Raw genomic sequence first — 22,937 nt, 5'->3', positions numbered from 1 at the left:
GTGCCCGCATCTGCGGTGGATGCACGCCCACATCGTCGAACACGCGTATGACAAAGTGCCGGGAGCGGGATTCGAACCCGCAAGCCCTTTCGGGCAGAAGTGTTTGAGACTTCCGTGTATGCCGTTCCACCATCCCGGCGGGTGGCGCCTACTGTACCCGACTACTCTCATGCGGGAGCATGGGTGGTAGCCGTGCAGTGATCGATGGTGGGGGTAGGGCTGGTGGCTGAGATGCCGACGGATGCCGAGCGTAGGCGCGTACTGATCGCCGAGGACGAGGCGCTGATCCGGCTGGACCTCGCCGAGATGCTGGTCGAAGAGGGTTACGAGGTGGTGGGGGAGGCCGGTGACGGCGAGACAGCCGTACGCCTCGCCGAGGAGCTGAAGCCCGACCTCGTCATCCTCGACATCAAGATGCCGATCATGGACGGGCTGGCCGCCGCCGAGCGCATCGCCGGTGCCCGGATCGCCCCGGTGATCATCCTGACCGCGTTCAGCCAGCGTGATCTGGTGGAGCGGGCGCGGGCGGCGGGCGCCATGGCGTACCTGGTGAAGCCCTTCCAGAAGAGCGACCTGGTCCCGGCGGTGGAGATCGCGCTGTCGCGTTACTCGGAGGTCGCGGCCCTGGAGGCGGAGGTCGCGAGCCTGACCGACCGCCTGGAGATCCGTAAGTCGGTGGAGCGCGCCAAGGGCGCGCTGATGACCACGTACGGGATGACCGAGCCGCAGGCGTTCAAGTGGATCCAGCGCACGGCGATGGACCACCGGATGACCATGAAAGAGGTTGCCGAGCGGATCCTCGCGGAGACCGCCGGCGGCGAGGTGACCCTCCCGGCACCCTGACCGGCGTCGATTCATGTCGCGGCGGATGGGGGCAGTGCTCGGCGTTGTCGCCGTGCTGGTGGCCGCCTGTCAGGCCGCGGCCTGTCCCGACTGCGAGGAGCCGCCGCGACCGGTCCGGCCGGCCTGGCAGTCGGTGGTCCTGCCGGAGACGCCGGGTGTTCCGGGTCGACCGGTGCTGCGCGACGCCACCGCCTGTGCCGGCCGGTTGTTCGTGGTCGGGGGCGTGGTCGATCCGGCCGGGGAGACCCGCCCGGCCGCCTGGAGCAGCCCGGACGCCATTTCCTGGGTGCCGTTGCCGACGGTGCCAGTGACGTTCTACGGCCGACAGCACGTGCTCTCCGCGGCGGCCTGCCGGGACGGACGGCTGGCGGCGGTCGGGGCGAAGAGCGGGGGCGCGCACGGCAATCCCCGCACCGGCACCTGGAGGCAGGCGTCGGACGGCACGCTGCACGAGGTGGACGCGCCCTTCGAGCGGTACGCCGGGCCGCGCGCGGTCAACGTGGCCCGGCTGGCGGCGGGGCCGCAGGGCTGGTTGATCGCCGGTACTCGGATCGACGGTGCGGCGGTCTGGATCTCCCCGGATGCGGCCGGGTTCGCGCTGGTGGAGGGCGCACCGGAGCTGGCTGGTGATGAGCGGGGGCGGACGGCGGCGTACGACGCGGTCGCCGTGCCGTCGGGCTGGCTGATGGTGGGTGCGCTGCTGCCGCCCGGGGGTACCGCGCTGGCGCCGCTGGCCTGGTCCTCGGCGGACGGCCGGAGCTGGCAGCGGGCCGCCCTGCCGGTGGTGGACGGGCGGGGGCAGGCGCAACGGGTGACGGTGCTTGGCGGCGTGCCGGTGGCGGTCGGGCCGGTGCGGGCTGGATTCGGCAGTTGGCGGCTGACCCCGCAGGGCTGGCGGCCTGCGGGCGGATTCGGGGCGGCCGGACCAGGTGTGGCGTCGGCGGCCGGGCTGGTGGCCGTCGGGCAGAGGTTGGTGGCGGTGACGAGGGACGGGGACCGTCACGCACTGTGGCTCTCGGTCGATGTGGGCGAGTCATGGCGGGTGATGACCATGCCGCAGCCGGTACCGGACAGCGGAGACACTGCGGTCGCGGTGACCTCGACGGGAGATCGACTGCTGCTGGTGACGGACGATGGGAAAACGTCGCGTGCCTGGTGGGCGGGGGTGTCGGACCTTGATCGGTAGCTGACGGAAGCCCGCTGGCCGGCGCCGAAGAAACAAAGGTGAAAATGCTTCACGACCGAAGGTTCTTACAGGGATCGTTTCCAATCCGCCACGGCGTGTAACGGTTCGGTCAACCCGCTCGCTTGGGGCTTACGTCACAGCTCCACGGTGGGATAACGTCCGGCCCCAGACCGGCGACGACGGTCTGGTTCGTCCGCCCCCGCAAGGGCCAATAGCCAGCGGGTGGTTCGGACCATGGGACGAGGAGGGTTCGGGCCTTGAGGCAAAAGCTCGCGCGCGTTATCGGTGGGGTCGCCATGGTGGCGCTCGTCGCCGGCGGAACCGCATGCTCCAGTGGCGACGATGCGGCAGGCGGGGGCGGTGACGCCTGCGGCAGCAAGATCGCATTCTTCGGCGCGCTGACCGGCAGCTCGGCCGCGCTCGGCATCAACGAGAACAACGGTGTCAAGCTCGCCGTCGACAAGTACAACAAGGAAAACGCCGACTGCAAGGTCGAGCTGGCCGGCCTGGACTCGCAGGGCAGCCCCGACCAGGCGCCTGGTCTGGCGCAGAAGGCGATCGACGACACCAAGATCCTTGGCATCGTCGGCCCGGCGTACTCGGGTGAGTCCGAGGCGGCCGGCCCGCTGTTCAGCGAGGCCGGCCTGGTGACCATCACCCCGTCCGCGACCCGGCCGAGCCTGGCCGACCAGAAGTGGAAGACCTTCTTCCGCGCGGTCGGCAACGACTTCAGCCAGGGCCCGGCGGCCGGCAACTACATGAAGAACGTGATGAAGGCCGACAAGGTCTACGTCATCGACGACCAGTCCGCGTACGGCGCCGGCCTGGCCGACGAGGTCAAGAAGGTGCTCGGCTCGGCGGTTGTCGGCTCGGACAAGGTCCAGGGCGAGGGCAAGCAGACCGAGTTCTCCGGCGTGGTCACCAAGGTCAAGGCCGCCAACGTGAAGGCGATCTTCTACGGCGGTTACTACCAGGAGGCCGGCCTGATCCGTAAGCAGCTCACCGCTGCCGGGGTCACCGCGCCGCTGGTCGCCGGCGACGGCGTCAACGACGGTGCGTACATCACCTCCGCTGGTCAGGCGGCGGCCGAGGGCACCATCCTCACCTGCCCGTGCGCGCCGGCCGCTGAGGCCCGGGGCACCTTCGTGCAGGAGTTCAAGGCGCTCCACGGCACCGACCCGGGCACCTACAGCGACACCGCCTACGACGCGGCGAACATCCTGCTGGCCGGCATCAAGGCTGGCAAGACCACCCGTGAGGGCCTGCTGGAGTTCGTGAAGGGCTACAGCGGCGAGGGTGTCGCGGCGAGCTACAAGTTCACCGAGACCGGCGAGCTGGACCCGGCACAGGTCAAGGTCTGGGCCTTCAAGGTCACCGGCGGCAAGGTTGTCCCGGATCAGGAGATCCCGAAGTCCTGATGTTGGTCGCTGCTACGGCGATTGAGTTGTGATCGCGGGTGCGGCCGGGAGCTGCTCGCTCCCGGCCGCACCCCAATTTTCTCTCCAGACGTGATGGAGCGTCCCTCCCTTGGACTTCAATGGACTGTTCTCCAACTTCGGGGAACTCACCACGACCGGCCTGACCCAGGGCGCGATCTACGCCCTGGTCGCGCTCGGCTACACGCTGGTCTACGGCGTGTTGAGACTCATCAACTTCGCTCACTCCGAGGTCTTCATCGCCGGCGCGTTCGCGGCGATCTGGACCTGGAACGGCTTTGGACTCGACCAGAACTCACAGGTCAGCGGGGTTGGATCGATCCTGTTCTACCTGCTGGTGGCGATGATCGTCGCCGCCATCGCCTCGGCGGGCACCGCGACGGTGATCGAGCGGGTGGCGTACCGGCCGTTGCGTAAGCGCAACGCCCCGCCGCTGGCCTTCCTGATCACTGCGATCGGCGCCTCGATCGCGATCTCCGAGGCCTTCGGCATCTGGACCCGCCGACTGCCGGAGGGCGCGCCCAGTCTGGTGAGCAGCAAACCGCTGTTCCACCTCTTCGGCGTGCCGATCGACTCGGTGCAACTGCTGACGATCGGCGCGGCGCTGCTGATGATGGTCCTGCTGGACCTCTTCATCAACCGCAGCCGTACCGGCCGGGGCATCCGGGCCGTGGCCCAGGACGCCAACACCGCCGCGCTGATGGGTGTGAACAAGGACCGGATCATCCTGATGGTCTTCATCACCGGTGGTTCCATGGCCGGCGTGGCCGGTCTGCTCTACGACGTGCGGATCCAGACCCTGACCTACAGCGTCGGTTTCCTGCTGGGGCTCAAGGCCTTCACCGCCGCGGTGCTGGGTGGTATCGGCAACCTGCGCGGCGCGCTGATCGGTGGCCTGCTGCTGGGCGTGGTGGAGAACTACGCCGCAGGTCTGTTCGGCAGTCAGTGGAAGGACTTCGCTGCCTTCGCGGTGTTGGTGGTGCTGCTGATGTTCCGGCCGACCGGTCTGCTGGGCGAATCGCTGGGGAGGGCACGGGCATGACGACCGTCCTGGAGAGGGTGCGTTCCGGCCGCGAGGCGGCCGGAGAACGGTGGCGTGGCGCGCCGCGCTGGGTGCGCTGGGCGCTGCTGGTCGCGGTGATCGCGTTCTTCTACGCGCTGCCGAACAGGGAGTTCTACCAGTATCTCGGGCCGATCCCGACCCCCGGTGCGAACTTCACGCAGGTGCTGTTCACCGTCTCGATCTACGTGCTGCTGGCCGTCGGGTTGAACATCGTGGTCGGTTTCGCCGGCCTGCTCGACCTGGGCTACTTCGGCTTCTTCGCCGTCGGCGCGTACACCGTCGCGGTGCTGACCTCGCCGAGCAGCAACCTCAAGACGCTCTGGCCGTGGCTGCTCGTGGTGCCGCTGGCGATCGGGCTGACCATGCTCTCGGGTGTGATGCTCGGTACGCCGACGCTGCGACTGCGTGGCGACTACCTGGCGATCGTGACGCTCGGCTTCGCCGAGATGATCCGGATCGCCGCGGTCAGCTCGGAGTTCCTCAAGGGCCAGCGGGGCTTCAACCAGATCCCGCACCCGCCCGGCAAGTACGCCGACGGCAAGCCGTTCTTCGGCGTGCTGGACGCCCGGCCGTACTACTGGCTGGTGCTCACGCTGATCATCCTGGTGGTGATCGGTGTGCGGAACCTGACGCACAGTCGGGTCGGTCGGGCCTGGATCTCGATCCGGGAGGACGAGGACGCGGCGCAGCTGATGGGTGTGCCGACGTTCAAGTTCAAGCTCTGGGCGTTCGCCTCGGGTGCCGCGATCGCCGGCCTGGCCGGCGCGCTCTTCGCGGGTAAGCAGAACTTCGTCAACTCGCAGAACTTCGAGCTGCTCAACTCGATCATCATCCTGGCGGCGGTGATCTTCGGTGGTTCGGGCAACATCGTCGGCGCGATCGTCGGTGGCGGCCTGGTGGCGTACATGATCGAGCGGTTCCGCGGCATCGAGCTGTTCGGCGTGGAGCTGTACGAGTACCGGTTCCTGATCTTCGGTCTGGTCCTCGTGGTGATGATGATCTTCCGGCCGGAGGGCCTGATTCCGAACCGACGACGGGCGGCGGAGTTCAAAGACCGTCGCAAGGAGGTGATCGTCGGTGAGTGACACCGATCAGACGCCGGCTGTTCCGGCGCAGGCCGGCGCGCCGGCGATGGAGGCGGTCCCCAGCCGGGAGCCGCTGCTGGAGGTCGACGACGTCACGCTGCGCTTCGGCGGCGTGGTCGCGCTCGACAACGTCAACTTCACTCTCTACAAGGGTGAGATCCTCGGGCTGATCGGCCCGAACGGCGCTGGCAAGACCACCTGCTTCAACGCGATGACCGGCATCTACCAGCCCACCAAGGGTGAGATCCGGTTCCGTGGCGGCAAGATCAGCGGGAAGAAGCGCCACCAGATCACTCAGATGGGTATGGCCCGGACGTTCCAGAACATCCGTCTGTTCCCGGAGATGACCGCCCTGGAGAACGTCCAGGTCGGCGCGGACGCGCACCACAAGACCAGCGTGCTCTCCGCTCTGTTCCGGTTGCCTCGGCACCGGCGCGAGGAGCGCGAGGGACGGGAGAAGGCCGAGCGGCTGCTGGAGTTCGTCGGCATCCGGCACCGGCTGCACGAGTTCGCCCGCAACCTCTCCTACGGGGAGCAGCGGCGGTTGGAGATCGCCCGGGCGCTGGCCACCGATCCGGTGCTGCTCTGCCTGGACGAGCCGGCCGCCGGCTTCAACCCGGCGGAGAAGGAGGAGCTGCTCCAGCTCATCCGGCAGGTCCGGGACACCGGCGTGACCGTGCTGCTGATCGAGCACGACATGCGCCTGGTCATGGGCGTCACTGACCGGATCGTCGTGCTGGAGTTCGGAAAGAAGATCGCCGAGGGGCTGCCCGCCGAGGTGCGGGACAACCCGAAGGTGGTCGCGGCGTACCTGGGGGTGCCGGACGATGTTGCTTGAGATCGAGGATGTGAGCCTGCTCTACGGGCGGATCCAGGCGCTGCACGGCATCAGCCTGACCGTGGCCGAGGGTGAGATCGTCGCGCTGATCGGTGCCAACGGCGCCGGGAAGTCGACCACCATGCGGGCGATCTCCGGGATTCGGCCGATCGCCACCGGCAGCATTCGCTTCGAGGGCGAGGACATCTCCAAGCTCCGGGCCGACCTGCGGGTCCGGCGGGGGCTCTGCCAGGCTCCCGAGGGCCGGGGGATCTTCCCCGGCATGTCGGTGCTCGAGAATCTGGACATGGGGGCGTACACCCGGCGCGACCGCGCCGGAATCGCCGAGGACCTGGCCCGGGTGCTCGACCTCTTCCCCAGGCTGGCGGAGCGACGTAAGCAGGCCGGAGGTACCCTTTCCGGCGGCGAGCAGCAGATGCTGGCGGTCGGTAGGGCGTTGATGAGCCGGCCCAAGCTGCTGTTGCTCGACGAGCCCTCGATGGGGTTGGCGCCAATGCTGATCCAACAGATCTTCGACATCATCAAGGAGATCAACGAGCAGGGCACCACCGTCCTGTTGGTGGAGCAGAACGCGCAGCAGGCGCTGGCCCGAGCGCACCGGGCGTACGTGCTCGAGACCGGCAAGATCGTCAAGACCGGAACCGGCGCCGAGCTGCTGCACGACCCGGCGGTCAAAGAGGCATACCTCGGCGTGGCCTGAGCGGCCGTCACACCCCTCACGCAAGGAGTGCAGAGACATGTTCAATACCAACGGTGCCCGCCGGGCGGCGCTCGGTGCCGCCAGTGCGGCGCTGATCGCCCTCTCGCTGACGGCGTGTGGGGAGAAGGAGAACAGCGGCTCGCCCGGTGCCGGTCCGACCGTCACGGCTGCAGCCGACTCGGCGCTGGCCGGGAAGGTGCCCGACGCCATCAAGTCCGACGGTGTGATCAAGGTCGGCACCGACTCGACGTACGCCCCGGCGGAGTTCCTCGACGCCGACGGCAAGACGGTGGTCGGCTTCGACGTCGAGCTGTTCAACGCGGTGGCGCAGAAGCTGGGTCTCAAGGCCGAGTACGAGTCGTCGCCCTTCGACGCGATCCTGCCCGGTGTCGACTCCGGCAAGTACGAGATCGGCGTGTCGTCGTTCACGATCAACGCCGAGCGGCTCAAGAGCGTCAACATGGTGAGCTACTTCTCCGCAGGCACCCAGTGGGTGACCAAGGCCGGCAACGCGGCCAAGATCGACATTGAGAACGCCTGCGGCAAGAAGATCGCCGTGCAGACCGGCACCGTGCAGTTCGACGACATCACCGCCCGGTCGAAGAAGTGCACCACCGGCGGCAAGCCGGCGATCACCATCGACCAGTACCAGGCGCAGAGCGACGCCACGGCCGCCGTGTTCAGCGGCAAGAACGACGCCATGCTGGCCGACTCGCCGGTCGGGGCGTACGCGGTGAAGCAGAGCAACGGCTCGCTGGAGGTCGTCGGCGAGATCTACGAGTCCGCCCCGTACGGCTACGCCGTCAAGAAGGACCAGACCGCCTTCGCCGAGGTGCTCAAGGAGGCCGTCCAGGCGGTCATCGCTGACGGCTCGTACCAGACCGCGTTGAAGAAGTGGGGCGTCGAGGGTGGCGCCATCACCACCTCGGCGCTGAACCCCGCCAACTGACGCATGTCGTTGGAAACGGACACAACCGAACGGGCACGGCCGGAACCCATCCAGGCCGTGCCCGTCCGGCATCCCGGGCGTTGGGTAGCGGTCGCCGTGATCGGGGTGCTGGTGGCCATGTTCGTCCACCTGCTGGTGACGAACAAGGCGTTCAACTGGGCGTTCATGGTCGACGAGATGTTCCGGCCGCCGATCATGGAGGGTCTGCGCGGCACGCTCGCGCTGACCGTGCTCGCGATGGTGATCGGCGTCAGTCTCGGCGTTGTCGTCGCCATCATGCGGTTGTCGGAGAACCCGATCCTGCGGGGCGTCTCCTGGGCGTACACCTGGTTCTTCCGAGCGGTGCCCCGGCTGGTGCTGGCGATCCTCTTCGGCAACCTCGGCATCCTCTGGGCCCGGATCGAGTTCGGGCTCCCGTTCGATCGGCAGATCGGCGCGCTCTTCGGCGTCGACGACTTCGAGGCACGTCTGTTCGGCTTCTCCGCGCTGGAGATCCTCACGGGATTCGTGGCCGGCATGCTGGCGCTCGGGCTCTCCGAGGCGGCGTACATGGCCGAGATCGTTCGGGCCGGGATCCAGTCGGTCGACGAGGGGCAGACCGAGGCGGCACAGGCGCTGGGCCTGAGCCGTACCCAGATCCTGCGGCGCATCGTGCTGCCGCAGGCGATGCGGGTGATCATCCCGCCGACCGGCAACGAGACCATCGCGATGCTCAAGGACACCTCGCTGGTGGCCTTCGTGCCGGTCTCCACCGAGCTGTTCTTCCAGCTCAAGGCCGTGGGTAACCGGACCTTCCAGGTCTTCCCGATGTACGTGGCGGCCTGCCTGTGGTACTTGCTGCTGACCAGCGTGCTGCTCGTCGGGCAGTACTACCTGGAGCGGCACTTCTCCAAGGGGTTCGGCAAGAGCGCCCAAGCGAAGATCAGACTGCGCGGGATCACCGCGGAGGCCGGCGGTAGCGCGAGCGAGGCGGGTCGCTGATGACACAGGTGACGACGACACCGGCGGCGGGGGCCGCGGGAACGGCCGGCGACGGCGTGATGGTCCGCGCCGAGCAGGTGCACAAGTCGTTCGGGCCGGTGGAGGTGCTCAAGGGCATCGACCTGGAGGTCCGCAGCGGCGAGGTCTGTTGTCTGCTCGGGCCCTCCGGCTCGGGCAAGTCGACGTTCCTGCGCTGCATCAACCATCTGGAAAAGATCAACGCTGGCCGGATCCGGGTGGACGGCGACCTGATCGGCTACCGGGAGCGCGGCGGCAAGCTGCACGAGATGCGGGAGAAGGAGATCGCCGCCCAGCGCCGCGCGATCGGCATGGTGTTCCAGCGGTTCAACCTCTTTCCGCACATGACCGCCCTGCAGAACGTCGCCGAGGCGCCGGTGCTGACGGGCCGGGAGCGCAAGGGCGCCGCCCGGGACCGGGCCGCCGCGCTCCTCCAACGGGTCGGGCTGGGCGACAAGCTGGGCAACTACCCTGGGCAGCTCTCCGGCGGGCAGCAGCAGCGGGTGGCCATCGCCCGGGCCCTGGCCATGCAGCCGAAGCTGATGCTCTTCGACGAGCCCACCAGCGCGCTGGACCCGGAGCTGGTCGGCGAGGTGCTCGACGTGATGAAGGACCTGGCCCGCGACGGCATGACGATGATCGTGGTGACCCACGAGATCGGCTTCGCCCGGGAGGTCGGCGACTCGCTGGTCTTCATGGACGACGGCGTGGTGGTGGAGTCCGGCCCGCCGCGCGAGGTGATCGCCAACCCCCGGCACGACCGGACGAAGGCGTTCCTGGCCAAGGTGCTCTGAGCCGGGGTCAGGAACTCCTGCACGACCCGGCGGTCAATAAGGCGTACCTCGGCGTGGCCTGACAGCCCCTGCGAAACGAACGAGCCGGCCGGTGAGGGGTGCCCCTCACCGGCCGGCTCGCATCCATCAGACCGGGATCCGCGCCCTGTCGGTCAGTTGGATCCGGAGCGCGCACACGCGCTCCGGCGGAGGAACCGCCAAGCGTTTCGCCATCTTGCCGAATCGGGCTAGGAAATGTAGAGCCGGAGCCAGAAGCCGCGCGTACCGCACCGACAGCCGTCAGCCTGGGTGGTTGCCGAACCGGCGATGCGCTCAGCCGCGACTGGACGGTCGCCGCTAAACCCCGGCATGCACCAGTAGGTGGTGTAACCGGCGGCCACCTTCGCTTTGCCGTCGGCCTCGCATTGCTTCTCCTCCGAGGGATAGTAGAAGGACATGGTGATCCAGCCACCCGCCTGAGCCGGGGCGGCCGTGGCCGTGAGCCCACCCACCGCGACAAGCATCGCCACGACGACTTGCATGATCGTCTTACGCATTCGAAACCCCCGTTGATCGACGTTGCGATCAAACTAATCGATGGCCGCCATTGTCGCTGCCCCGTTCGGCGGCAGGGTCGTCGCCGACGACGGGCATGCGGCCGGTAGAGGTCCTGCCGGCCGCACCGTTCGACCTCAGCTCGCGAAGTGGTTGAGGTGGTGACCCCTCAGCGCGAGGTGGTCGGCGGATCTGTCAGGGCTACGGACTAGAGTCGCTGCCGTGACAGCTACGACACCGCGCCTGCTCCTCGTCGACGGACATTCCATGGCATACCGGGCTTTCTTCGCCTTGCCTGTGGAAAACTTCTCCACCACGACGGGGCAGCCGACCAACGCGGTGTACGGCTTCACCTCGATGCTGATCAACGTGCTGCGAGACGAGCAGCCCACCCACATCGTCGTGGCCTTCGACGTCTCCCGCCACTCCTTCCGCACCGACAAGTACGCGGAGTACAAGGCCGGCCGCAGTGAGACCCCGACCGACTTCAAGGGCCAGGTCAGCCTGGTCAAGGAGGTCCTGGCCGCGCTGCAGATCCCGGTGGTGGAGAAAGAGGGCTTCGAGGCCGACGACGTCATCGCCACGCTCGCCTGCCAGGCCCGCGACCAGGGCATGTCGGTGCTGATCAGCAGCGGCGACCGCGACGCGTTCCAGCTGGTCGACGATCAGATCACCGTCCTCTACCCGCGTAAGGGCGTCTCCGACCTGGCCCGGATGGACCCGGCGGCGATCGAGGCGAAGTACGGCGTTCCGCCACAGCAGTACCGGGACCTCGCCGCGCTGGTCGGCGAGACCAGTGACAACCTGCCCGGCATCCCGGGCGTCGGCCCGAAGACCGCGGCCAAGTGGATCACCACGTACGGCGGGGTCGAGGGCGTGATCGCCCGGGCCGACGAGATCAAGGGCAAGGCCGGCGACAGCCTGCGGGAGCGGCTCGCCGACGTGATCCGCAACTACGAGATCAACCGCCTCGTCGCCGACCTGGAGCTGCCGCTGCGCCCGGAGGACACCCGCTGGACGGGCTGGGACCGGGAGGCGGTGCACCAGGTCTTCGACACCCTGGAGTTCCGCATCCTGCGCGACCGTCTCTACCAGTACCTGGAGGCGGTCGAGCCGGAGGCCGAGTCCGGCTTCGACCTCACCGGCGAGGTGCTCACCGAGCCCGGTGCGCTGGCCGGGTGGCTGGCCACGCACGTTCCGACCGGCACCCCGGTCGGGTTGGCGGTCAAGCTCGACACCGGCCCCAACCGCCGGCACACCGCCTCGATCACCGGTCTCGCGCTGGCCACCGCCGGCGGCGCGGCTGCCTGGGTCGACCCGGCGCAGCTCGACCCGACCGACGAGGGCGCCCTGGCCGGCTGGCTGGCCGACGCGCAGCGCCCCAAGGTGCTGCACGACAGCAAGCCGGCCGTGCTGGCCTGCGCCGCGCACGGCTGGCAGCTCGCCGGCATCGTCAGGGACACCCAGATCGCCGCGTACCTGGCCCGCCCCGACCAGCGGTCCTACGACCTGACCGACCTGGCGCTGCGCTACCTGCACCGGGAGCTGCGGGTGGACGTCCCGGAGTCCGGCCAGCTCACCCTCGACGGCCTCGGCGACGAAGGGGTGGTCGAGCAGAACCTGATGCTCCAGGCCCGGGCCACCCTCGACCTGGCCGACGCGATCGACGCCGAGCTGTCCCGCGACGGCGAGCAGTCCGCCCGGCTGATGGCCGGCGTGGAGCTGCCGCTGATGCGGGTGCTGGCCACCATGGAGAGCACCGGCATCGCCGCCGACACCCACTATCTCTCCGAGCTGGAGGCCCACTTCGCCGCCGAGGTGAAGGCCGCCGCGCAGGGCGCGTACGAGGCGGTGGGTCGGGAGTTCAACCTCGGCTCGCCCAAGCAGTTGCAGGAGATCCTCTTCACCGAGCTGGGTCTGCCGAAGACCAAGAAGATCAAGACGGGCTACACCACCGACGCCGATGCCCTGCAGTGGCTCTACGCGCAGCAGCCGCACCCGGTGCTGGCCCACCTGCTGCGTCACCGGGACGTGGCCAAGCTCAAGTCGACAGTCGACGGGCTGTTGAAATCGGTCTCCGACGACGGCCGGATCCACACCACCTTCAACCAGACCGTGGCGGCCACCGGTCGGCTCTCCTCCACCGAGCCCAACCTGCAGAACATCCCGATCCGCACCGAGGAGGGCCGTCGGATCCGTCGGGCCTTCGTGGTGGGGGAGGGCTACGAGTCTCTGCTCACCGCCGACTACAGCCAGATCGAGATGCGCATCATGGCGCACCTCAGCTCGGACGACGCGCTGATCGAGGCGTTCAACTCCGGCGCCGACTTCCACGCCGCCACCGCCTCGTCGGTCTTCGGGGTGCCACTCGACGAGGTGACCCCCGACCAACGCCGCAAGATCAAGGCCATGAACTACGGCCTGGCGTACGGCCTGAGCGCCTTCGGCCTGTCCCAACAGCTCAGCATCAGCACCGAAGAAGCGCGCGGGCTGATGGAGAACTACTTCGCCGGCTTCGGCGGGGTGCGCGACTACCTCCAGCAGGTGGTCGCCCGGGCCCGCCAGGACGGCTACACCTCCACCATCCTCGGCCGACGCCGCTACCTGCCCGACCTGGTCAGCGACAACCGGCAACGCCGCGACATCGCGGAGCGGATGGCGCTCAACGCCCCCATCCAGGGCTCCGCCGCCGACATCATCAAGGTGGCGATGCTGCACGTCGACACCGCGCTCGCCGAGGCCGGGCTGGGCTCACGGATGCTGTTGCAGGTGCACGACGAGTTGGTCTTCGAAGTCGCCCCGGGTGAGCGGGAGTCGTTGGAGGCCCTGGTCCGGCGGGAGATGGGCGAGGCGTACCCGCTGTCGGTGCCGCTGGAGGTGTCGGTCGGTCTGGGCCGGGACTGGAACAGCGCCGATCACTGATTCTGGGTTGCGGGTGGGGGTTCCGGGGCAGCCCGACCCACTCCGGGCGGTCAGGCTTGCGCCCTGCGTGGTCGGGCTGCCCCGGAACCCCTGACCGGGTCGCCCTGGTCGCGGCCGTAGGCGTGGTACGCGCTAACCAGATCGAGCGGAGCCCCCGCGCCGCCCGTCCGTCCCCACAGCGCCCGGCGTGCACCGACGGCCGCGCGCCGGTTCCTACTTCATCGGGTCGTGGCCCCAGTTCATGAGGGACCAGCGCCACTTGGTGTCGCGGACGTTGCCGGAGGGGCGCTGCGCCATGTGCCGGCGTACGTAGCCGACCACCTTGCGCATGTGCTTGTAGTCGCCCTCGGACAGGTCACCGCGTTTGCGGCGGAGCAGGTTGATGATCTTCCGACCGGATTCGTGCCCGACGGATTCGCCACCACCGGCGCGACCGCCCTTGTGCCAGCCGACCTGCTTCGACTCGTCGGTCTCCAGCCACGTGGACAGCTCACCGGGCTTCATGTTCACCGCCTCGGTGAACTCCCGGTAGGTGTCCCGGCCATCGTCACTTCTGCTCATGGCGCAGCGCCTCGGGGCGGTGGGCCACGTCGCGGCCCGTGCCGTCACTGCGGACCCGGTACTGCGGGTCCTCGGGGGCCGCGTTCACGGCCCGCCCGCGGATCCGCGTCCGTTCGGTGATCGTCCCCTGCACCACGCCGTACGCGCGGCTGCCATGGGCCGACCAGGAGACATGATCGCCCTGGTGGAATCTCTGTTCGGCCATGGTCCTCGGCTACCCGACCCGGCCGGGGAGAAACGACTACAGGGTGATCTCAGCGATCGGCAGCTTGATGTCGAACGGCTCGGCCAGCTCGATCACCTCGGACGACGGGTGCGGCGCTCAGTCGGCGGGCTTCTCGGTGACGAAGATGGCGGTGCCGGGGAAGAGTCGTCCGCGCAGCGGGCTCCACTGCCCCCAGATCCCCTCGTGACCCTCCGGCCACTCCGGCTCCACCAGGTCCAGCAGCCGGAACCCGGCGCCGACCAGCTCGCGGATCCGGTCGCCGAGGGTGCGGTGCTGCTCGACGTAGGTGGCCACGCCGGCCTCGTCCTGCTCCACGTACGGGGAGCGGTCGAAGTACGAGTGCACAGCCGTCAGGCCGCCCTCGCCGGGGTCGTCGAGGAAGATCCACCGCATCGGGTGGGTCACCGAGAACACCCACCGACCGCCCGGGCGCAGCACCCGGTGCACCTCGGCGAGCAGCGCCGCCGAGTCGTCCACGAACGGGATCGCGCCGAACGCGGTGCAGGCGACGTCGAACGACCGGTCGGCGAACGGCAGGGCGAGCGCGTCGGCCTGCACCAGCGGTACGCGTACCCCGGTGCGGTCGGCGGCCTCGGCGGCGTGCCGCAACATGCCGGCGGACAGGTCGAAGGCGACCGGTCGGGCGCCCTGGGTGGCGAGCCAGCGGGCGGCGGCCGCGGCGCCGGCGCCCACCTCCAGCACCCGCCGCCCCGACAGGTCGCCGAGCAGCCGGGCGTCGGCCTCGCGCAGGCCCTCGGGGCACCACACGAAGTCCACGTCGCCGAGGAACGCGCCGTGTTCGGCCTGGTAGTCGTCGGCGTCGGTGTCCCACCAGCCGCGGTTGGCGCGCCGGGCCTCGGCGTCACCCACCCGGCGCCGGGTAACCCGGCTGTCGTCATCCACGCGCTCACGCTAGGCCCCACCCAGCCCATTGGGTACGGCGGCGCGCGTCCACGATCTGCGCGACCCCCTCGCACGGCCGGCCTGATCGGCTCGTCTTCGGTGACGTCGCGCTGTCCGAGCCGGCGGGCCGCGCCGGCATCCAGGATGCCGGGTCGGTCAGGCGCGGCCTCCGCGGTGCGCGCCGGCGGGGCGGGAGGGGCTGCTGTGACGCAGGAAACAGCAGGGGTCTTTTCCGGGCGATTGTTCGGCTTTCGCAGGTCATCGCATGAAGAGAACCCGGGAGGGCTTGCACGCTGTGGTAATGCGCACGGTAGGCTAGACGATGCGCTCGCGGATCGCGTTGCCTCGGCAGGGAGCAGGTGCGCGGTCGACGGAGCCACATCATGATCTCACTAGGCGATCGTTCGGTGTGCCCGGCGACGGATCCGCTGGCGCGAACAGGTCACTGCGACACACCAGCCTGCTGTGACAACCCACCGACCGGAGCAACCGCCCACATGACGAGCAGCATCGAGGCCCCCTCGAGCGCCACCCGGGTCACCCACGACGATCTCGGTTCCGAGGAGGCATTCCTCGCCGCGATCGACGAGACCATCAAGTACTTCAACGACGGCGACATTGTCGAAGGCACCGTCGTCAAGGTCGATCGGGACGAGGTCCTGCTCGACATCGGCTACAAGACCGAGGGTGTCATCCCCTCTCGGGAGTTGTCGATCAAGCACGACGTGGACCCCGCCGAGGTTGTGACGGTTGGCGACCACATCGAGGCCCTGGTCCTCCAGAAGGAGGACAAGGAGGGTCGTCTGATCCTCTCCAAGAAGCGGGCGCAGTACGAGCGGGCCTGGGGCACGATCGAGAAGATCAAGGACGAGGACGGCGTCGTCCGCGGTTCGGTCATCGAGGTGGTCAAGGGCGGCCTCATCCTCGACATCGGGCTGCGCGGCTTCCTGCCCGCGTCCCTGGTCGAGATGCGTCGTGTGCGCGACCTGCAGCCGTACGTCGGGCGGGAGCTCGAGGCCAAGATCATCGAGCTGGACAAGAACCGCAACAACGTGGTCCTGTCCCGCCGGGCCTGGCTGGAGCAGACGCAGTCCGAGGTGCGCACCGAGTTCCTCAACAAGCTGCAGAAGGGCCAGGTCCGCAAGGGCGTCGTGTCCTCGATCGTCAACTTCGGCGCCTTCGTGGACCTGGGCGGCGTCGACGGTCTGGTGCACGTCTCCGAGCTGTCCTGGAAGCACATCGACCACCCGTCCGAGGTCGTCGAGGTTGGCCAGGAGGTCGAGGTCGAGGTCCTGGACGTCGACCTGGACCGCGAGCGGGTCTCGCTGTCGCTGAAGGCGACCCAGGAAGACCCGTGGCGGCAGTTCGCCCGCACCCACGCGATCCAGCAGATCGTGCCGGGTAAGGTCACCAAGCTGGTTCCGTTCGGTGCGTTCGTCCGCGTGGACGACGGCATCGAGGGCCTGGTCCACATCTCCGAGCTGGCCGAGCGCCACGTGGAGATCCCGGAGCAGGTCGTCCAGGTTGGCTCCGAGGTCATGGTCAAGGTCATCGACATCGACCTGGAGCGCCGCCGGATCTCGCTGTCGCTCAAGCAGGCCAACGAGGGCTTCGTCGAGGGCGAGGAGCACTTCGACCCGACCCTCTACGGCATGGCCGCGACGTACGACACCGAGGGCAACTACATCTACCCCGAGGGCTTCGACCCGGAGACGGGCGAGTGGCTCGAGGGGTACGACAAGCAGCGCGAGACCTGGGAGAACCAGTACGCCGAGGCTCGTCTGCGCTGGGAGGCCCACACCAAGCAGGTGCAGACCTCTCGGGCCGCCGACGCCGAGGCTGCCGCCAACCCGACTCCGGTCGTTCCGGCCGCTGCCGGCGGCGGTGGCGGTGGCACCACCTCTTCGTCCAGCCCGGCCCCGAGCCGGCAGGCCGAGGAGCCGGCCGGCACGCTGGCCACCGACGAGGCGCTCGCCGCACTGCGGGAGAAGCTCGCCGGCGGTAAGTGACCCGCTGAACGACGACGGGCCCCGTCCCCGCGATCTCCGGATCGCTGGGGGCGGGGCCCTCGCCGTGCCCGTGCTCGCCGCGCCCCGTGCTCGCCGCAGGCGGCGCGAGTTGCGGGGGCGCGAGTTGCGGGCGTGGTGCGCGGCGTCCGGGGCGCTTTTGCGGGCGCGGTTGGTCCTGCGGCTGGTGCGGACCGCCAAGATCGTGCTCGATCCATGATGTAGGGGCCTCCCGGGCGCCGCACACCACTACATCCTGGTTCGAGCACGATCTTGGCGCGGGGCGCGGGGCGCGGGGCGCGGGGCGCGGGGCGCGGGGCGCGGGGCGCGGGGCGTGGGGCGTGGGCCGGGCGTCGCGGCGCGAGCGGGGTTGCGGCCGGGGCGGGGTGGTTAGGAAGTCGCCGGGCCTGGGTGGGTTTGGCGGCGGGCTTGTCGATCCGGTTGACTGTTCGGGTGCTGAGGGTGGGGTTGACCGGCGGGATCGGGTCAGGCAAGAGCGCGGCGGCGGCGCGGCTCGTCGAGCGGGGCGCGGTGCTGATTGACGCCGACCGGGTGGCCCGGGAGGTGGTGGCGCCGGGTACGGACGGGCTGGCCGAGATCATCGCCGCCTTCTCCGACGCGGTGGTGGACGCCGACGGCGCACTGGACCGTGCCGCACTGGGAGCGGTGGTGTTCGCCGACGAGACCGCCCGCCGTCGGCTGGAGGCGATCACCCACCCCCGGGTCCGTGCCCGCACCGCGGAGCTGACCGCCGCGGCGGCACCCGACGCGATAGTCGTCAACGACGTACCGCTGCTGGTCGAGGTGGGTCTCGCGCCGACGTACCACCTGGTGGTCGTGGTGCAGGCGGCCGTGTCGACCCGACTGGAGCGGCTGGCGCGCGACCGGGGGATGGGTCGCGCGGAGGCCGAGCGAAGGATCGCCGCCCAGGCCGACGACGCCCGCCGCCGAGCGGCGGCGGACGTGGTGCTGACCAACGACGGGAGCCTTTCGGCGCTGCACCACGCCGTCGACCTGCTCTGGAAGCAGCGGTTGGTGCCCTACGAGGACAACCTGCGCCAGCGGCGGGTGGTCCCGCCGGACGCGGCCGAGCGGGCCGGGGCCGACGCGAGTTGGCCGGAGCAGTACGCGCGGCTGGCCGCCCGGATCCAGCATGCGCTCGGCTCGGATGCCCTACGGATCGATCACATCGGTTCGACGGCGGTGCCCGGCCTGGCCGCCCAGAACGTCATCGACGTGCAGGTGGCGGTCTCCAGCCTCGCCGACGCCGACGGGCCGTTGGCCGATCGGCTGGCGTACGCCGGGTTCCCACGGGTGCCGGGGCAGTGGTGGGACGACCCGCGCCCGGCCGGCAAGGGGCGGTGGGAGAAGCGGCTGCACGGCAGCGCGGACCCGGCCCGCCCGGTTCGTCTGCACGTGCGGTTGGCGGATTCGCCGGGCTGGCGGTACGCGCTGCTGATGCGCGACCACCTGCGTGCCGACCCGGATCAGCGGGCCGCGTACCTGCTGTTCAAGCGGGACCTGGTGGACGCGGCGCCGGAGGCCGGCGATTCCGGCACGGCCCGCAACCCATGGTTCGACGAGGAGTACCTGCGGGCCGAGCAGTGGGCGGAGCAGACCGGCTGGCACCCCTGAGGCGTGGGTCAGCGGGCACCGGGGCGAGGGGTCGAAGGTCGAGGGGCCGAAGGTCGAGGGGCGGCGGGCCGAGGATTGGCAGCCAGTCGGGGCACGACGGTGGGCTGGAGATCCAGGTGTGCCCACGCACCGGCGTCGGTCTGCAACTCGAGCCGGCGGAGCGACCCGTCCCGGTCGAGCCAGTAGCGCAACCGCGCGTCGGCGGGACCCGACTCGATGACGTCCACGGTCCGCCCGGCGGTGACGTCCTCGCGTACCCGCACGGCCGCGCCGCGCTGCCCGACGGACCCGGCGGCGATTGCGGCGTCGATCAGCACGCTCAGGTCGTCCCGGGCGGGCCGGGAGACCCGCCATCCGTCGGCCGGGGGCGGCAGCGGCGGCCGGGCGGGTGCCTCCGCGGTGCCGCCGCCGGCATCGGCAGCGGGCAGGTCCACCCGGGCCAGACCGGCGGCGTCGCGGCGCAGCAGGGTCCGGCGGTCCGGTACGCCCAGGTCGGCGACCGCCAGGTACGCCGTACGCGCGGTCCAGCTCAACCAGCCGGCGCCCCGCAGGTTCGTGTCCGTGCCCATCGGCGCGGTCAGCGTCACCGTGGCACCGCCGTGGGCGCGGAGCCGGGCCGGCAGCCGGTCGAGCCGACGTTGCTCGGCGTCGGTCAGCGCGCGGGGCAGACCGGAGCGGCCGCCGAGTGCGTCGACCGGCCGTAGTGTCGGCCGGTCCGCGCGGTTGAAGATCATCGTGACCGGTCCGGCGTCGGGCAGCCGGGTCACCAGCTTGTGCAGCCGGGCATCCTGATCGAGCCAGTACCGGGTCTGTCCGTCCGGGGCGGGCGTCGCGGCGCTGGGGGTGCCGATCGCCGTGCTGGCGGCTGGCGCGCCGGTGGGCAGTGGTGCCTGTATGACGTCCAGTGGGCCGGCCGGGACGGTCTCCCGGGTGATCCAGCGCGCCCCGTCGGGCGGTGCCGTCCGGGTCGTGGTGTCCGGCCGGTCGGCGGCAAGATTGAGGAGCAGGTCGAGCACCGGTGCCAGGTGCGCCCCGGGTGCCAGCCGGTGCAGCCGCCACCGGTCCGCCGGGGGCATCAGTGGTGGGGCGGCGGGGGTGGGCACCGCCGCCGGGTCGGGCCGGATCACCAGCACCGGACCGCTCTTCTGCAACAGCCCGCGTTCCGCACCCGCTCCCGGCCCGCCCACGTCGAGGTACAGCAGTGACCGGGACCAGTCCACCCAGCCCACCAGTTCGATGCGGGCGGCGCCGGTGCCGGCCGTGACCCGTACGCCGGCGCGCAGGTCCCGCAGGTTGGTGACCCGCACGGCGGCCAGCCGCTCGCCCTCCCCCAGGGTCAGCGGCCGGGCCGGCTCGGGCGGGTCGGGCGCCCAGCTCAACAGCCCGAGCACCAGCGCCGTCGCGGACGTCACCGCCGTCAGACCGAGCAACAGCAGCACCGTACGCCGACGACGGCCGGCCGAGGACGGCCCGGTGGTGTCGGCGGCCTCTGTGGTGTCGGCGTTGTCCGGGGTGTCGTCGCGGCGGGTGGTCGCGCGGTTTGCCGCGAGGCTTCGCTCGGCGACGGCCCGCCGCGTGTCGTCGGTCGTGCGGCCGGGGGTGGCTCGGCGCGCGCCGCCGCTGGTCCGGCCGGCAGTGGGCCTACCTCCGGTGTCGCTGGGGGTCCGGTTGGCCGCCGAGGCGCTGCCGGCCGGGCCGGTGCGGTGCCGCCCGCTGCGGGCGGTGCCCGGGTCGTCCGGCGGGGGTGTGGCGGTGCGGGCGGTGCCCGGGTCGTCCGGCCGGGGGGTGGCGGTGCAGGCGGTGTCGGGCGCCGGGGTCGGAGAGGTGTCCACGGAGATGAAACGGGCGGGGAGGCACCGGGGTGACGAGCAGGGGCGCTCGCGGCGGCCGGTCTGCGCCTCGAGCGCGACCACACGGGTGCGCACGCCGGACGAGCCGGGTGCTGCGACCGCAGTGCCGGGGGTGACTGGCCATGATGTTGGCCTGGCCACCGGCCCGGTCGGCCGCCGCGAGCGGCCTACATGAAGAGGGTAGTCCCGGTGACATGGGCCACACAATGGGAATATTGAAGCTGATCACGTACCTGGCGTGACGGCCGTTCCTGTCGGACCTCCGGCGTACCGTTGACGGCATGGCGCTCGACATTCCCCGGCTGGACAGCCGCTTCCAGGTCGTCAGTGATTTTCAGCCGGCCGGCGACCAACCGGCAGCCATTGATGACCTTGAGCGTCGGGTTCGGCGCGGCGACCGCAACACCGTGCTGCTCGGCGCGACCGGCACCGGCAAGAGCGCCACCACGGCGTGGCTGATCGAGCGACTGCAGCGCCCCACCCTGGTGCTCGCCCCGAACAAGACGCTCTGCGCGCAGCTGGCCAAGGAGTTCAGCGAGCTGCTGCCGCACAACGCGGTCGAATACTTCGTCTCGTACTACGACTACTACCAGCCCGAGGCCTACATCCCGCAGACCGACACCTACATCGAGAAGGATTCCTCGATCAACGAGGAGGTGGAGCGGCTGCGGCACTCGGCGACGATGTCGCTGCTCACCCGTCGCGACGTGATCGTGGTGGCGACCGTCTCGGCGATCTACGGCCTGGGCACCCCGGAGGAGTACCTCAACCGGGCGGTGAAGGTGCAGATCGGGCAGGAGCTCGACCGCGACCAGTTGCTGCGCCGGCTGGTCGACATCCAGTACACCCGCAACGACATGGCCTTCCAGCGGGGCACCTTCCGGGTCCGCGGCGACACGCTGGAGATCATCCCGGCGTACGAGGAGCTGGCGATCCGGATCGAGCTGTTCGGTGACGAGGTGGAGAAGCTCTACTACCTCAACCCGCTGACCGGTGACGTGGTCCGCGAGGTCGACCAGCTGGTGATCTTCCCCGCCACCCACTACGCGGCCGGTCCAGAGCGGATGGAACGGGCGATCCGCGACATCGAGGTGGAGCTTGCCGAGCGCCTCGCCGAGCTGGAGCGGCAGGGCAAGCTGCTGGAGGCGCAGCGGCTGCGGATGCGCACCACCTACGACATCGAGATGATGCGGCAGGTGGGCTTCTGCTCCGGCATCGAGAACTACTCGATGCACATGGACGGGCGGCTGCCCGGCAGCCCGCCGCACGCCCTGCTCGACTACTTCCCCGACGACTTCCTCACCGTGGTCGACGAGTCGCACGTGACCATCCCGCAGATCGGCGGCATGTACGAGGGCGACGCGTCCCGGAAGCGGATGCTCATCGACCACGGCTTCCGGCTGCCCAGCGCGGCCGACAACCGGCCGCTGCGCTTCGACGAGTTCCTGGAGCGGGTCGGCCAGATGGTCTACCTCTCCGCGACCCCCGGCACCTGGGAGATGGAGCAGGCCCAGGGCGAGTTCGTCGAGCAGGTGATCCGACCCACCGGTCTGGTCGACCCGGAGGTCGTGATCAAGCCGACCAAGGGCCAGATCGACGACCTGATGCACGAGATCAAGCTGCGGACCGACCGGGACGAGCGGGTGCTGGTCACCACGCTGACCAAGAAGATGGCCGAGGACCTGTCCGACTACCTCCTGGAGAACGGCATCCGGGTGCGCTACCTGCACTCGGAGGTCGACACGCTGCGCCGGGTGGAGCTGCTGCGCGAGCTGCGCAAGGGCGACTATGACGTGCTCGTCGGCATCAACCTGCTCCGCGAAGGTCTGGACCTGCCCGAGGTGTCGCTGGTGGCGATTCTCGACGCCGACAAGGAGGGCTTCCTGCGCAGCGGCCGGTCGCTGATCCAGACCATCGGGCGGGCCGCCCGTAACGTCTCCGGCCAGGTGCACATGTACGCCGACAAGATCACTCCGTCGATGGCGGCGGCGATCGACGAGACCGATCGGCGTCGGGCCAAGCAGATCGCGCACAACGAGGCGCACGGCATCAGCCCGGAGCCGCTGCGTAAGAAGATCCACGACATCCTGGACGACATCTACCGCGAGGCGGAGGACACCGAGAACTCCCGGGTCGGCGGCGCGGTGCGTCAGCTTTCCCGAGGTAAGGCGCCGGTCAAGGAGACCCGCAGCCGGAGCCGGTCCGCCGCGAGCACCACCTCCCGGGAGGGGATGGCCCGCGCCGACCTCGCCCAGCTCATCCAGGAGCTCAACGACCAGATGTTGGCCGCCGCACGCGAGCTTCAGTTCGAGTTGGCGGCCCGGATCCGCGACGAGGTCTCCGACCTGAAGAAGGAGCTGCGCGGCATGGACGCCGCCGGCGTGAAGTGACGGCCACCCGGTCGGCC

At 69.9% G+C, this 22,937-nt stretch carries 18 protein-coding genes, 1 tRNA gene and 1 pseudogene; 14 read left to right on the top strand and 6 right to left on the bottom strand.

What is annotated here, in order from left to right; all coding sequences use genetic code 11:
- Window positions 1–56: 56 nt before the first annotated feature.
- Window positions 57–139 (bottom strand) — tRNA-Leu (locus ACFYP0_RS11350).
- A gap of 83 nt (window positions 140–222) precedes the next feature.
- On the opposite strand from ACFYP0_RS11350, the gene ACFYP0_RS11345 reads away from it, so the two are divergent.
- The 10 genes from ACFYP0_RS11345 (at window position 223) to ACFYP0_RS11300 (ending at window position 9,893) form a co-directional block, all read left to right on the top strand.
- Window positions 223–843, top strand: a complete 621-nt coding sequence (locus ACFYP0_RS11345) for an ANTAR domain-containing response regulator (protein ID WP_112582684.1) — start codon at window positions 223–225, stop codon at window positions 841–843.
- A gap of 13 nt (window positions 844–856) precedes the next feature.
- Window positions 857–2,029, top strand: a complete 1,173-nt coding sequence (locus tag ACFYP0_RS11340; protein ID WP_355502331.1) for a hypothetical protein — start codon at window positions 857–859, stop codon at window positions 2,027–2,029.
- Between the two features lie 257 nt (window positions 2,030–2,286).
- Window positions 2,287–3,447, top strand: coding sequence for a branched-chain amino acid ABC transporter substrate-binding protein (locus tag ACFYP0_RS11335; protein ID WP_124853571.1), 1,161 nt, complete (start codon window positions 2,287–2,289; stop codon window positions 3,445–3,447).
- Between the two features lie 109 nt (window positions 3,448–3,556).
- Entirely contained in the window at window positions 3,557–4,507 is a 951-nt protein-coding gene (locus tag ACFYP0_RS11330; RefSeq protein ID WP_124853572.1) for a branched-chain amino acid ABC transporter permease, read from the top strand.
- Entirely contained in the window at window positions 4,504–5,613 is a 1,110-nt protein-coding gene (locus ACFYP0_RS11325) for a branched-chain amino acid ABC transporter permease (protein ID WP_091407909.1), read from the top strand. Before ACFYP0_RS11330 ends, ACFYP0_RS11325 begins: the two co-directional genes overlap by 4 nt.
- 46 nt (window positions 5,614–5,659) lie before the next feature.
- Window positions 5,660–6,451, top strand: a complete 792-nt coding sequence (locus ACFYP0_RS11320; protein WP_167493670.1) for an ABC transporter ATP-binding protein — start codon at window positions 5,660–5,662, stop codon at window positions 6,449–6,451.
- A complete protein-coding gene (locus tag ACFYP0_RS11315) occupies window positions 6,441–7,151 on the top strand; it encodes an ABC transporter ATP-binding protein (RefSeq protein ID WP_124853574.1) in 711 nt (236 codons plus the stop codon). The genes ACFYP0_RS11320 and ACFYP0_RS11315 overlap by 11 nt, the downstream gene beginning before the upstream one ends.
- Window positions 7,152–7,188: 37 nt before the next feature.
- Window positions 7,189–8,100, top strand: a complete 912-nt coding sequence (locus ACFYP0_RS11310; RefSeq protein WP_124853575.1) for an ABC transporter substrate-binding protein — start codon at window positions 7,189–7,191, stop codon at window positions 8,098–8,100.
- A gap of 3 nt (window positions 8,101–8,103) precedes the next feature.
- Window positions 8,104–9,081 (top strand): amino acid ABC transporter permease, encoded by a 978-nt coding sequence (locus ACFYP0_RS11305; RefSeq protein ID WP_124853576.1) that lies wholly within the window; start codon window positions 8,104–8,106, stop codon window positions 9,079–9,081.
- Window positions 9,081–9,893 carry an amino acid ABC transporter ATP-binding protein gene (locus ACFYP0_RS11300; RefSeq protein WP_124853577.1) on the top strand — a complete coding sequence of 271 codons (813 nt, stop codon included), beginning with the start codon at window positions 9,081–9,083 and terminating at the stop codon, window positions 9,891–9,893. The genes ACFYP0_RS11305 and ACFYP0_RS11300 overlap by 1 nt, the downstream gene beginning before the upstream one ends.
- Window positions 9,894–10,120: 227 nt before the next feature.
- Here ACFYP0_RS11300 and ACFYP0_RS11295 read toward each other — a convergent pair whose 3' ends face one another.
- The gene (locus tag ACFYP0_RS11295; protein ID WP_124853578.1) at window positions 10,121–10,429 is read right to left on the bottom strand and encodes a hypothetical protein; all 309 of its coding nucleotides are present in this window, start codon (window positions 10,427–10,429) and stop codon (window positions 10,121–10,123) included.
- Window positions 10,430–10,649: 220 nt separating this feature from the next.
- On the opposite strand from ACFYP0_RS11295, the gene polA reads away from it, so the two are divergent.
- Window positions 10,650–13,349 (top strand): DNA polymerase I, encoded by a 2,700-nt coding sequence (gene polA, locus ACFYP0_RS11290; RefSeq protein WP_386995566.1) that lies wholly within the window; start codon window positions 10,650–10,652, stop codon window positions 13,347–13,349.
- A gap of 216 nt (window positions 13,350–13,565) precedes the next feature.
- Here polA and ACFYP0_RS11285 read toward each other — a convergent pair.
- From ACFYP0_RS11285 to ACFYP0_RS11275, 3 genes and pseudogenes are all read right to left on the bottom strand, one after another.
- Window positions 13,566–13,910 (bottom strand): annotated as a pseudogene (locus tag ACFYP0_RS11285) (DUF3140 domain-containing protein); the annotation flags it as partial.
- The gene (locus ACFYP0_RS11280; RefSeq protein WP_124853581.1) at window positions 13,897–14,115 is read right to left on the bottom strand and encodes a hypervirulence associated TUDOR domain-containing protein; all 219 of its coding nucleotides are present in this window, start codon (window positions 14,113–14,115) and stop codon (window positions 13,897–13,899) included. The pseudogene ACFYP0_RS11285 and the gene ACFYP0_RS11280, both read right to left, overlap by 14 nt.
- A 117-nt stretch (window positions 14,116–14,232) precedes the next feature.
- The gene (locus ACFYP0_RS11275; RefSeq protein WP_386995563.1) at window positions 14,233–15,039 is read right to left on the bottom strand and encodes a class I SAM-dependent methyltransferase; all 807 of its coding nucleotides are present in this window, start codon (window positions 15,037–15,039) and stop codon (window positions 14,233–14,235) included.
- A 497-nt stretch (window positions 15,040–15,536) separates the two neighbouring features.
- On the opposite strand from ACFYP0_RS11275, the gene rpsA reads away from it, so the two are divergent.
- Together rpsA and coaE are read left to right on the top strand one after the other, a co-directional pair.
- Window positions 15,537–17,048, top strand: a complete 1,512-nt coding sequence (gene rpsA, locus ACFYP0_RS11270; RefSeq protein ID WP_124815727.1) for a 30S ribosomal protein S1 — start codon at window positions 15,537–15,539, stop codon at window positions 17,046–17,048.
- 450 nt (window positions 17,049–17,498) lie between these two features.
- Window positions 17,499–18,680, top strand: a complete 1,182-nt coding sequence (gene coaE, locus ACFYP0_RS11265; protein ID WP_386995561.1) for a dephospho-CoA kinase — start codon at window positions 17,499–17,501, stop codon at window positions 18,678–18,680.
- 8 nt (window positions 18,681–18,688) lie between these two features.
- On the opposite strand, the gene ACFYP0_RS11260 is transcribed toward coaE, so the two are convergent.
- Window positions 18,689–20,512: a hypothetical protein gene (locus ACFYP0_RS11260; RefSeq protein ID WP_386995559.1), complete on the bottom strand. Its 1,824-nt coding sequence runs from the start codon at window positions 20,510–20,512 to the stop codon at window positions 18,689–18,691.
- A 299-nt stretch (window positions 20,513–20,811) separates the two neighbouring features.
- Here ACFYP0_RS11260 and uvrB point away from each other — a divergent pair, with 299 nt between their 5' ends.
- A complete protein-coding gene (gene uvrB, locus ACFYP0_RS11255; protein ID WP_124858842.1) occupies window positions 20,812–22,920 on the top strand; it encodes an excinuclease ABC subunit UvrB in 2,109 nt (702 codons plus the stop codon).
- Window positions 22,921–22,937: the final 17 nt, after the last annotated feature.

The sequence above is a fragment of the Micromonospora arida genome, assembly GCF_042873195.1.
GTDB classification, from domain to species: Bacteria; Actinomycetota; Actinomycetes; order Mycobacteriales; family Micromonosporaceae; genus Micromonospora; species Micromonospora arida.
This window is presented reverse-complemented; position numbering and strand designations above follow the sequence as displayed.